Source organism: Ruegeria sp. BHSC276 (genome assembly GCF_059612945.1).
Genome location: NZ_JBXWRP010000005.1, coordinates 124,469 through 135,315, shown reverse-complemented (window position 1 = coordinate 135,315; position 10,847 = coordinate 124,469). Strand labels below are relative to the sequence as shown.

Here is a 10,847-nt window from a genome sequence, read left to right as displayed (position 1 = left end):
TTTTTTTGACCGGCGTACAAGTGCATGAAAAAAAAGGCCTTTTTGTAACGGACATGTAACACGATCGCGAGCGGTGCAAAACTTGCACCGGATTCACCTATTCTACGCCCAGAACGTCCGGCGTCTGCCAGCCCAGATGCTGCCCGCCGTCGACGCACAATAACTGCCCCGTGACCGCATGCGCATCGAGGAAATAGCCGAGCGCGGCAGTGATGTCCGACGGGTTTGCCCCCCGTTCCAGAATGGTGTTCCTGCGCTGCGCCTGAAAATGTTCGGGGCTTTGTCGGTGGCCCTGCAAGGTCGGACCCGGCCCGATCGCATTGACGCGGATCGTCGGGGTCAGCGCCTGCGCCGCGGTGCGGGTCAGGGCCCACAACCCCATCTTGGCAATGGTGTATGACATGAATTCGGGCGTCAGCTTGCGCACCCGCATGTCGATCATGTTGACGACCAGACCAGTCGCCACCGGCTCGCCACTGTCGTCGATTGCGGGCTTGAGACCCTGCCGCGCCATGGCCTGTGTCAGCACGAAGGGGGCCCGCAGGTTGCTCTCCATGTGCCGGTCCCAACTTTGGCGCGTTGCGGTATGGATGTTGTCGTATTCAAAAATCGAGGCGTTGTTGACCAGGCAGGTGATCGGCCCGCCCAGCGCCTCGGCCGCGCGCGGCAACAGGGCCTCGACCTGGGACTCCTCCAGCAGATCGGCCTGCAAAGCAGTCGACTTGCGGCCCTGGGATTCGATCTGGGACACGACCTCGGACGCCGCCCCTTGCGAGGTCGCGTAATGTACGGCCACATCTATGCCACGTTGCGCAAGATAAAGCGCCATCGCCCGCCCCAGGCGGGCACCCGCACCGGTCACCAATGCTCGGGTCATACGCAGCCTCCCCAGGTCAGATCACGCCAGCAGCGCCACGAGATAGGCCGCATAAAGAAACGTCAAGATAAAGCCCCAGGTGCGGGTAATGTCGCGCTTGAAAAACACGAACGGAACCAGCAGAAGCGACGCAGCCAGCATGACCCACAAGTCGAATCGCAGAAATTCGGGATCGACCGGGATGCGCCCGAACAGCGTAGCGATGCCGACGATGGCCAGCAGGTTGAACATGTTCGACCCAATCACGTTGCCCAGCGCAACATCCGCCTGCCGACGCAACGCCGCCATCACCGTCGTCGCCAGTTCCGGCAACGAGGTGCCGACGGCCACCAATGTCAGACCGATCACGGTTTCGCTGATACCATAGGTGCGGGCAATGATCGTGGCGTTGTCCACCAGCAGATGCGCCCCCATAGGCAGGCCGACCAGCCCCAGGATCAGGAACATCGCGACCTTCCAATAGGGCATGTCCGGGTCGGCCTCTTCCAGAAGCTCAATCTCTTCCTGCGCGGTGCAGGCGTTTCGATGAGCCCGCGCCTCGCGGAAGGCGTTCAGCAGTATCAGGGCCAGCCCCGCCAGCAGAATCGCGCCGCTGAACAGGGTGAACACGCCGCAGAAAGCAAGCCCGATGAAAAGAACCGAGGCCAGGATCATGTAGATGAAGTTCCTGCGGGTGTCGCATTCGCTGCTGTGGATGGTTGCCAACAGCGCCGGAATGCCCAGGACCAGCAGGATGTTGGCCGTGTTCGACCCCACCACATTGCCCAGCGCGATACCGGGCGCATGTTCCTGAACCGCCTTGATCGCGATCAGCAATTCGGGCGCCGAGGTACCGAAGGCCACGATCGTCAGGCTGACGATCAATGCCGGCACGCCCAGCCGCAGGCTGAGGTTCACCGCGCCACGCACCAGCGCGTCGCCCGCCAGCAAAAGGATCAACAGACCAAGGCCGGAAAGCAGCCACGCCGTCATCCACGGCCTCCTTTTTCACATGCACAGGGGCCTTTACCAATGCGGAACCGCCCGCACCGCGGGCATTTGGCCGAGCTCAGACGTCTCTGACCGGGAAAGCGCAGCTTGCCGAACATCGCCAGCACGCCCATCGCGATCAGGAAAAGAGTGACAGCCTTGATGATCATGTCACATGCCGAAACGCGCGAAGGCCGCGCGCTCCTCGAGCATAGCCAGCGCGTCTTGGGCCATTTCCGCCCCGAAACGCGACCAGATCGGCCTGCGCAGGCCATAGCGGCGGAACCGGACCTTGTCGCCGAACAGCTCCTGCATCTTGGGTTTCAGATGCGCGATGCCGTCGATCAGGCCCAGATCCTGCGCGCGCCGCGCCAGCCAGACCTCGCCGGTGAACAGATCGGCCGTTTCATCCAACCGATCGCCCCGGCGGGCTTTGACATGCGCGATGAAGTTGTGATGGATATCCTCGAGCAGCCCCTTCAGCCGCGCGACATCCTCGGGCTTTTCCGGGGCGAAAGGGTCCAGCATGGATTTCGACTGACCCGCCGTATGTACGCGCCGCTCGATGCCCTGACGCGCGATGAAGACATGCGCACCGAACCCCGAGGAAATCACCCCGATCGACCCCAGAACCGAGCTGTCGTCGGCCCAGATCCGGTCCGCCGAGGCCGCCAGCCAATAGCCACCCGAGGCCGCCACGTCCTCGACGAAGGCATGCACGGGCACGTTCAGCTCGTCGGCGAGCCGACGGATTCGCGCGCCGATCAGAGAACTTTGCACCGGAGATCCGCCGGGCGAGTTGATCTCGAGCGCGACGGCGGCAGGCTTGCCCTTGCGGAATGCCTTTTCAAGAACCGGCGCCAGCACGGTATCGCTCATCGAGGCGCGACCGGCCATGCCGATGGCGCCCGACAGACGGACCACGGCAACGACGGGGTGCTTTTTCAGAAACGGCAGGCTGAGTTTCATGGGTGCCGATGTAGAGTGCGCCCAACCCGTAAACAAGGGACCGGAACCGGCGGAAACGCGACGTGACTGAAATTCGCGGCCGTGATCGGCAAAAATGCAACGCCCTAGCTGCGGATGCGCCATCCGGTTTTGAAGATCCAGCCGATCACCGCAAGGCAGATGCCGGTAAAGGCAAGGATCGCCAGCAGGCTAAGCAGGATGGGCACGTCAGACAGCCCGTAGAACGACCAGCGAAAACCCGAAATCAAATAGACCACCGGATTGAACAGCGAGATCGTCTGCCACACCGGCGGCAGCATCGAGATCGAGTAGAACGTGCCGCCCAGAAAGATCAGCGGCGTCACCACCAGCTGCGGCACCAGCGACATCTGTTCGAAATTGCTGGCCCAGATACCCACGATGAAACCCAGCAGCGAAAAGCTGAGGCAGGACAGGATCAGGAAAGCGGCCATGGCAAAGGGGTGTTCAATGCGGATATCCACGAAGAAGGTCGCCGTGACCAGGATCACCAACCCCACGAACAGCGCCTTGGTGGCCGCCGCGCCGACATAGCCGATCACGATCTCGATGAAATTCACAGGGGCCGAAAGCAATTCATAGATCGTGCCCAGGAACTTGGGAAAATAGATGCCAAAGGACGCGTTCGAGATCGACAGCATCACCACCGACAGCATGATCAGCCCCGGCACGATGAAGGCGCCGTAGGATACGCCCTCGATCTCCTGGATCCGGCTACCGATGGCGGTTCCGAATACCACGAAATAGAGCGAGGTGGACAGGACCGGCGACAGAAAGCTCTGCGCGAGGGTGCGGAAGAACCGGGCCATTTCGAACCGGTAGATGGCGGCGATGGCAGTCCAGTTCATGCGACGTCTCCGGACACGAGCGTGACGAATATCTCCTCGAGGCTCGATTGCCGGGTCTGCACGTCGCGAAGTATCAGCCCGGCCTCAGCCACGTCGTTCAACAGGGTGGTGATGCCGGTCCGTTCGGCATTGGTGTCATAGGTATAGATCAGCGCATCCCCCTGCCCGTTCAGCACCAGGTTGTGATGGGCCAATCTGTCGGGAATGGACGGGATCGTGCAGGTCAGCATGACCTCGATCTGCTTCTTGCCCATCTGCGCCATCAACGTCTTCTTGTCCTGAACCAGCAGCAGCTCACCCTTGTCGATCACGCCCACGCGGTCGGCGATGGCCTCCGCCTCTTCGATGTAGTGCGTGGTCAGGATGATGGTGACGCCGGCGGCCTTCAGCTCGTCGACGATGGCCCACATGTCCTTGCGCAGCTCGACATCCACGCCGGCAGTGGGTTCATCCAGAAACAACACTCGCGGCTCGTGCGCCAGCGCCTTGGCGATGAGCACCCGCCGCTTCATGCCGCCCGATAGTTCCTTGATCGCGTTCTTGCGCTTGTCCCACAGCGACAGCTTGCGCAGGATCTCCTCGATCCGGGCGCTGTCTTGGCCCAGGCCGAACAACCCGCGGGAAAAGCGCACGGTGTTCCAGACCTTCTCGAACGGCTCCAGCGCGATTTCCTGCGGCACAAGGCCGATCATCCGACGCGCGGCCCGGAAATCGGCCTGAATGTCGTGCCCGCCCACGGTGACGGTGCCAGAGGTCGGCGTGGTGATCCCGCAGATGGTCGAGATCAGCGTGGTCTTGCCGGCGCCGTTGGGCCCCAGAAGTGCCAGTATCTCTCCCTGCCGGATGTCCAGCGACACGCCTTTGAGCGCCTCGAAACCGTCATCGTAGGTTTTGCGCAGATCCTTGATCGAAAGAATGGTCGTCATGCGTCCTTCCCGTTCCGGTGCAGACCCTAGCGCGCCGATCCTGCCCGGAACAGGCCAAATCCGCACAAGGGCATGCGCATCCGTGCAGACCTAGTCGCGCCCGGTCAGGCGGCCCAACCACCCTTTCTTTTCGGGTTTCGCCTCGGGGTCGGCACTCTCGTCCGGCTGGGCGGGGCCTTCGAAATGCTCCTGCAGGTTGGCAAAGAACTGGTCGGCCATCTTCTTGGCAAAGCCGTCGATCAAGCGGCTGCCCAGTTGCGCCAGCTTGCCGCCAACCTTGGCCTCGACGTCATAGGACAGAACGGTTCCGCCGCTGTCGCTGGGGGCGAAGGTCACCGTGGCGCCGCCCTTGGCAAAGCCCGCGGCCCCGCCCTTGCCTTCCCCCTCGATGGTCAGGCGCTGACCCTCGACCATGTCCGACATGGTCACCGTCCCCTTGAACGTCGCCTTCACCGGGCCGACCTTCTGCACCACGGTGGCCTCGTACCCGTCGGACGGATTGCCGGTGACCTCTTGCGCGCCGGGGACGCAGGCTTTCAGGACCTCGGGGTCCAGCAGAGCCGCAAAGACATCCGCAGGCGCCGCCTGAATCTCGCGCGTGTCACTCATCTGCATGGGTGCGCCCCCTTTCTTGCCTGGCATGGTTCCCAAAAGACCTAGCCCCGAAAGACGGTAGCTTGCAACAGCCATCATGCGCGGGTGGCGCGGTGCGCCTGCCGCAGGTCGACCTGTGCCTGCAATTCGGCAACCCGCTTCTGGACCAGATCGACATGCAGCCGCGCGTCATACTGGCCCTGCCGGTAAGCGGCCGGCAATCGAAGCTCGGCCAGCCGTTCATCCAGTTCGTGCAGACGCGCCTGCATGTCCCCAAGCTGATCCGGCGACGGGTCGGCGGCAAGCTCAAGCTCGATCTGCCGGATTTCGGGGTAATGCTGCCAGACACGCCACCGTTGCAGATAGGCATAGGCCTTGGGCAGTACACGCACCAAAGGCACCACGATGAAAAAGAATGGCAGGAACAGCAGCAACACGCGGTTGACCTGGGCCGCGATCCAATAGGCCAGAAGATTGTGCCACGTGCTGGGGCCTTCGTCGATCAACCTTCGCGCGGCACTGCTGACCGGCAGGCCCGTTCCCTCGACTCCCGGAAATTCTCCTGCATCGGTGATGATGCCCCGCGCCCGATGCAACTCGATCGCGGCCATCGTCAGACGGTTGACCAAGGCGGGATGAATGTCGGCCTGCACGACCAATCGCGCTTGCAGCGCGATCAGCTTGACCGGCCGCGGCGGCAGGACCGGATCCAGTGACATTCCGCCGGCCGGAACCGTGACCACCGTCGCATAGGACAACCGGCGCGAGATCGCCTCGACATGCTCCAGTTCGAGCACCTTCAGCCCTGGCTCCTGATAGGCCGCCAGCAGGTAGGGCGCCTCGATCGGGGCAACGAAGACCGCGATATCCAACCTGTTGTCCAGCAAGGCCTCGGCAGCCTGATCATAATCGAGCGACACATGGATGTTGTCCGCCTCGGACAGGCCGACCACACGCTCGAAATCGCGAAAGGCATCGGCCGTGCCTGACCCGTCCGCGCCACGGTTGATACTAAGGTCTCGCCAAAGCGCCGGGTTGCTGGGAATACTGGCATCCGCGCGCGTCATGAATATCATCGGTTCGTAGAAAACCGTTCCGATTGCTTCGACCTTGTCGGGATCGACCACGATGCCGCCTTGCAGCAGCGCGGCATTTGCCTCGCCGCTTTCGATCAGACGGGCATTCTCGACCGAACCCGCAGTTTCCAGAATCTCCACCCGGATCTCGTCACGCGCCAGAATCTCGGCATAGTCCTGCGCGATCTGCTCATAGGCCCCGCCGCTCGGGCCTCCGGCCATCCGCAGGCTGCCCGGAGGGTGCAGATGCAGGACGATCGCGGTCAATGCCGCCGCCACCAGCGCCGCGCCGATCATGATCCAAAGCCGCATTCCAGCCCTCGCTCCACATCCCGCCGAAAACGCTAGGCCAGCCGACCCTGGCTTGCAAGCGCCCCGAAGACCGGGCCGTTCATCGGTTTTTTCACCCGACGCCACGTTTTCGGCACCCAGCCCTTGCATTCGCATGGCCAAGCCGAAAGCATCGCGAACCGGGAGGATACATATGCTCAACGGATTCCGCGTCGTCGAAATCGAGGGGCTTGGCCCCGGCCCGTTCGCCGCCATGCTGCTGGCGGATCTGGGGGCCGATGTCGTGACCATCCACCGCAAGGGGGGTGCCGTCACACCGGGCATGCCGGACCGATCCGTGCTGGACCGGGGCAAACGCTCGATCGCGCTCGACCTCAAGGACCCCGACGACCTCGAAACCGCCCGGCGCCTGATCGCATCCGCCGATGCGTTGATCGAGGGCTTCCGGCCCGGCGTAATGGAGAAGCTGGGCTTGGGGCCCGATACCTGCCACGCGCTGAACCCGGCGCTGGTCTATGGCCGCATGACTGGCTGGGGCCAGGACAGCCCGCTTTCCGACACCGCAGGACATGATCTGAACTACATCGCCCTGTCCGGAGCGCTCTGGTACGGCTCTCCACCCGGCACCGAACCGATGACCCCGGCCACGCTGGTCGGCGACATCGGCGGCGGCGCGATGTATCTGGTCACCGGCATACTGGCCGGGCTGCTAAACGCGCGCGTAACCGGCACGGGCACGGTCGTCGACGCCGCCATCTACGACGGGTCCGCGCATATGATGAACCTGCTGATGAGCCTGGGCCAGACCGGCAACCTGTCCGACACGCGCGGCCAGAGCCTGTTGGACGGCCCGCATTGGAGCCGCACCTACACCTGCGCGGATGGCGGCTTTGTTTCGGTCCAATGTCTCGAACCGAAATTCTATGCCCAATTCCTGGAAATCCTGGGCCTGTCCCACGACCCAGCATTCCAGCAACAATACGACAGCACACGCTGGCCAGACCTGACCCGGCATCTGGCGGAAATCTTCGCAACCAAACCGCGCGACCATTGGGCCGAACTGTTTGAAGGCTCAGACGCCTGCGTCGCCCCGGTGCTCAGCCCCGACGAGGCCGCAACCCATCCGATGAATACTGCCCGCCAAACCTGGCGCGCGGCAGACGGCACCTTGCAGGCCGCCGCCGCCCCGCGCTTCTCCACCCATCAATGGCAGCCGAAACCTAGCCCGGCCCGCGGCCAACACACGACCGAAATCCTGATCGAACTCCAAGGCTCCCAAAAGACCTGACACACCCTTCATCTGGCCGAAAGTATCCCGGGGGTGAATTGGCCAACGGCCAAGAGGGGGCTGGCCCCCTCGCACGCTGCCTACCCGCTGCGCACCGTGTCGATCATCAACTGCACATTTTCCGGGTCGGCATCCGGTGTTATCCCGTGACCCAGGTTGAAAATATGCGGCCCCTTGGAAAAGGCGCGCACAATGCGACGGGTCTCATCCACCAGCGCTTGCCCGCCGGTGACCATGTGCGACGAGGCCAGGTTGCCTTGCACGCAGCCATCTACCTGCACCTGTTCGGCCGCCCATTCCGGCGCAACCGAGTTGTCCAGCGCCACGCAATCGACGCCGGTGGCCTTCGCGAAACCGACATAACCCTCGCCCGCCTCACGCGGGAAACCGATAACCGGAATGCCCGGGTGGCGTTCCTTGAGCGCCTCGGTGATGATCCGGCACGGCTCGACCGCGTATTTGGTGAAAGCCTCACCTTTCAGCGACCCGGCCCAGCTGTCGAAAATCTTGACCACCTCGGCCCCCGCTTCGATCTGAGCCGACAGATATTCGATCGTGGCCGCCGTGATCCGGTCCATCAACGCCTCGAACAGCGCGGTGTTTTCCTCACGCAGGGCGTGGGCGGGGCCCTGATCAGGGGTGCCACGCCCGGCGATCATATAGGTCGCAACGGTCCACGGGGCGCCGGCAAAGCCGATCAGCGTCGTCTCGGACGGCAGTTCGCGCGACAGGATACGCACGGTTTCATAGACGGGCGACAGGGTTTCGTGGATCGTATCAACGGGTTTCAAGGCGTCGAAATCCGATTGCTGCGTGATCGTCGACAGGCGCGGCCCTTCACCGGTGACGAACCAAAGATCGGCGCCCAGCGCCTGCGGCACCAGAAGGATGTCGGCAAAAAGGATCGCGGCATCGAACCCATAGCGGCGGATCGGCTGCAGCGTCACCTCGGCCGCCAGATCGGGGGTGTAGCACAGCGACAGGAAATCGCCCGCCTGTTCCCGCGTCGCGCGGTATTCGGGCAGATAGCGTCCGGCCTGTCGCATCATCCAGATCGGCGGCGTGTCCAGTACCTCGCCCGCCAGCGCCCGCAGCAGTTTCTTGTTCTCGGCCATGTCAGCCCCCACTATTCCGGTTCGCGCAACGGGTCCGCCTTCAGCGGCAAAATGTCAAGCGTGGCCCCCATTGTCAGGGCAATGTGACGCGACTAAAGCTGTGCCCATGACTTTGACCCTGCCCACCCCCGCATCGCCGCTGAAGATCGGCACCCGTGGTTCGCCGCTGGCGCTGGCCCAGGCCCATGAAACCCGTCAGCGGCTGTGCGATGCCTTCGACCTGCCCGAACAGGCATTCGAGATCGTGGTGATCAAGACCACTGGCGACAACCGCGCCATGATCGACGCGGACCGCCCATTGAAAGAGATCGGAAACAAGGGCCTGTTCACCAAGGAAATCGAAGAGGCGATGCTGGGTGGGGACATCGACATCGCCGTGCACTCGACCAAGGACATGCCCGTCGAACAGCCGCAGGGGCTGGTGCTAGACACGTTCCTGCCGCGCGAGGACGTGCGCGATGCCTTCATCTCGCCTCGCCTCAGCTCGATCCTTGACCTGCCCGAGGGCGCGGTCGTCGGCACCTCGTCGCTGCGGCGGCGGGCACAATTGTTGCACCGCCGACCCGATCTGAACGTGGTCGAATTCCGGGGCAACGTGCAGACCCGGCTGAAGAAGCTGGCCGATGGTGTGGCCCAATGCACGTTCCTGGCCATGGCCGGCCTCCGCCGCCTGAACATGCAGGACGTGCCTGCCACCGCGATCTCGCCGGACGACATGCTGCCGGCCATCGCGCAAGGCACGATCGGCATCGAACGCCGCGCGGACGACAGCCGGGCCGCCGCAATGCTGGAGGCCATCCATCACGCGGAAACCGCCCAACGCCTGACGGCGGAACGCGCCTTGCTGGCCGCCCTGGACGGGTCCTGCGAAACGCCGATCGCCGGCTTGGCCGAGATAGCGGATGGCCAGCTGCGTCTGCGCGGCGAAGTCCTGCGCCCCGACGGCTCCGAATCGATCTCCGATACTTTGACCGGCGCCATCGAAGACGCTTTAGAGATGGGCCGCGCCATGGCAACCAGATTGCTTCGGCAAGCAGGGCCGGGCTTTTTCGATTGGCGCAAAATTTAGAAAAATTTCGGGAATGTGAACTGCTTCACTGTCGCGGAAGTTGATCCCCGGCATAACTGGTATACCGGATCGGGCAAGTCGCTGGTCTCGAATGTATCGAAGATTTTATTTCGTATTCTTTGTAGTTGGTATTCGAGGGGGCGAGACCGGATTGACGGCCTGATCGAGACGGACCGTTGCCAAAATGCTGGCAGCGGTCCGTCGACGACCGCACCAAAGGTACGACCAGATTGGTAACTGGTCGCAGACGGGAAAACTGGGCCGAATCGACCTCATTCGTCGCGCCTGTGTTTGACGTGGTTGAACTTTGCGGAGGAACGTTTTGCCATTGCGTGCAGCTTGTCCTGGTTCCGTCCGCCTTTCGGTTGGAGCAATCGCGGAAACAGACATCGTGCTCGCAACCTCTCAGCAACTGTTTCTGTTCGCGACTCATCCCGAACAAGCCAATGAGATGACACGAGTCATCCCGTCGAGTTTCTACCGTTCACAAAAAATGGATCTTTGCTGGAAAATCGCCTTGTATCCGGGTGTCGGGCAAGGATATACCCGCCAACGGAGACGTGGCCGAGTGGTCGAAGGCGCTCCCCTGCTAAGGGAGTAGGCGGGAAACCGTCTCGAGGGTTCGAATCCCTTCGTCTCCGCCACCCATCCTCACATTGAGATTTTCTCAAGCCTTTGTCTTTGAGTGTTTTTTTGCCATTCCGCAAAGTAGCCCGCTCTACTTTGGCCAATTCTGCTATACAAATCGCTTTACATTTTTCTTTACATTGCTTGCCAGGCAGTGAAGTGACAATGGCTATCAAAACC

10 protein-coding genes and 1 tRNA gene are annotated in these 10,847 nt (G+C 62.5%); 3 read left to right on the top strand and 8 right to left on the bottom strand.

Going from position 1 to position 10,847, the window contains the following annotated elements:
• Positions 1-97: 97 nt before the first annotated feature.
• The 7 genes from AC2FMD_RS09720 to AC2FMD_RS09690 all read right to left on the bottom strand — a co-directional run bounded on the left by AC2FMD_RS09720 (position 98) and on the right by AC2FMD_RS09690 (position 6,589).
• Positions 98-877 (bottom strand): SDR family oxidoreductase, encoded by a 780-nt coding sequence (locus AC2FMD_RS09720; RefSeq protein WP_496687593.1) that lies wholly within the window; start codon positions 875-877, stop codon positions 98-100.
• 21 nt (positions 878-898) lie between these two features.
• On the bottom strand, positions 899-1,849 hold the full coding sequence (locus AC2FMD_RS09715) for a calcium/sodium antiporter (RefSeq protein ID WP_496687591.1): 951 nt from the start codon (positions 1,847-1,849) through the stop codon (positions 899-901).
• A 168-nt stretch (positions 1,850-2,017) separates the two neighbouring features.
• Positions 2,018-2,815, bottom strand: a complete 798-nt coding sequence (locus tag AC2FMD_RS09710) for a S49 family peptidase (RefSeq protein WP_496681844.1) — start codon at positions 2,813-2,815, stop codon at positions 2,018-2,020.
• Between the two features lie 104 nt (positions 2,816-2,919).
• Positions 2,920-3,681 carry an ABC transporter permease gene (locus AC2FMD_RS09705; protein WP_496681845.1) on the bottom strand — a complete coding sequence of 254 codons (762 nt, stop codon included), beginning with the start codon at positions 3,679-3,681 and terminating at the stop codon, positions 2,920-2,922.
• The gene (locus AC2FMD_RS09700; RefSeq protein ID WP_496681847.1) at positions 3,678-4,607 is read right to left on the bottom strand and encodes an ABC transporter ATP-binding protein; all 930 of its coding nucleotides are present in this window, start codon (positions 4,605-4,607) and stop codon (positions 3,678-3,680) included. Before AC2FMD_RS09700 ends, AC2FMD_RS09705 begins: the two co-directional genes overlap by 4 nt.
• 90 nt (positions 4,608-4,697) lie before the next feature.
• Entirely contained in the window at positions 4,698-5,222 is a 525-nt protein-coding gene (locus AC2FMD_RS09695) for an SRPBCC family protein (protein ID WP_496687583.1), read from the bottom strand.
• A 74-nt stretch (positions 5,223-5,296) separates the two neighbouring features.
• Complete coding sequence (locus AC2FMD_RS09690; protein WP_496794965.1) at positions 5,297-6,589, bottom strand: TAXI family TRAP transporter solute-binding subunit; 1,293 nt, start codon at positions 6,587-6,589, stop codon at positions 5,297-5,299.
• A gap of 172 nt (positions 6,590-6,761) precedes the next feature.
• Between AC2FMD_RS09690 and AC2FMD_RS09685 the strand changes: the two genes are divergently transcribed.
• On the top strand, positions 6,762-7,856 hold the full coding sequence (locus tag AC2FMD_RS09685) for a CaiB/BaiF CoA transferase family protein (RefSeq protein ID WP_496741467.1): 1,095 nt from the start codon (positions 6,762-6,764) through the stop codon (positions 7,854-7,856).
• Between the two features lie 80 nt (positions 7,857-7,936).
• Here the strand turns inward: AC2FMD_RS09685 and hemE are convergent, their stop codons facing one another.
• Positions 7,937-8,971, bottom strand: coding sequence for a uroporphyrinogen decarboxylase (gene hemE / locus AC2FMD_RS09680; protein ID WP_496687577.1), 1,035 nt, complete (start codon positions 8,969-8,971; stop codon positions 7,937-7,939).
• 106 nt (positions 8,972-9,077) lie between these two features.
• On the opposite strand from hemE, the gene hemC reads away from it, so the two are divergent.
• Positions 9,078-10,040 carry a hydroxymethylbilane synthase gene (gene hemC / locus AC2FMD_RS09675; protein WP_496681857.1) on the top strand — a complete coding sequence of 321 codons (963 nt, stop codon included), beginning with the start codon at positions 9,078-9,080 and terminating at the stop codon, positions 10,038-10,040.
• Between the two features lie 554 nt (positions 10,041-10,594).
• Positions 10,595-10,684, top strand: a tRNA-Ser gene (locus tag AC2FMD_RS09670).
• The last annotated feature ends 163 nt before the right edge of the window (positions 10,685-10,847 follow it).

Bases quoted from the DNA above. Each gene is read 5' to 3' on its own strand.
- AC2FMD_RS09705 (WP_496681845.1), bottom strand. From the start codon at position 3,681: ATGAACTGGACTGCCATCGCCGCCATCTACCGGTTCGAAATGGCCCGG.
- hemE (WP_496687577.1), bottom strand. From the start codon at position 8,971: ATGGCCGAGAACAAGAAACTGCTGCGGGCGCTGGCGGGCGAGGTACTG.
- AC2FMD_RS09695 (WP_496687583.1), bottom strand. From the start codon at position 5,222: ATGCAGATGAGTGACACGCGCGAGATTCAGGCGGCGCCTGCGGATGTC.
- hemC (WP_496681857.1), top strand. From the start codon at position 9,078: ATGACTTTGACCCTGCCCACCCCCGCATCGCCGCTGAAGATCGGCACC.
- AC2FMD_RS09700 (WP_496681847.1), bottom strand. From the start codon at position 4,607: ATGACGACCATTCTTTCGATCAAGGATCTGCGCAAAACCTACGATGAC.
- AC2FMD_RS09715 (WP_496687591.1), bottom strand. From the start codon at position 1,849: ATGACGGCGTGGCTGCTTTCCGGCCTTGGTCTGTTGATCCTTTTGCTG.
- AC2FMD_RS09685 (WP_496741467.1), top strand. From the start codon at position 6,762: ATGCTCAACGGATTCCGCGTCGTCGAAATCGAGGGGCTTGGCCCCGGC.
- AC2FMD_RS09690 (WP_496794965.1), bottom strand. From the start codon at position 6,589: ATGCGGCTTTGGATCATGATCGGCGCGGCGCTGGTGGCGGCGGCATTG.
- AC2FMD_RS09710 (WP_496681844.1), bottom strand. From the start codon at position 2,815: ATGAAACTCAGCCTGCCGTTTCTGAAAAAGCACCCCGTCGTTGCCGTG.
- AC2FMD_RS09720 (WP_496687593.1), bottom strand. From the start codon at position 877: ATGACCCGAGCATTGGTGACCGGTGCGGGTGCCCGCCTGGGGCGGGCG.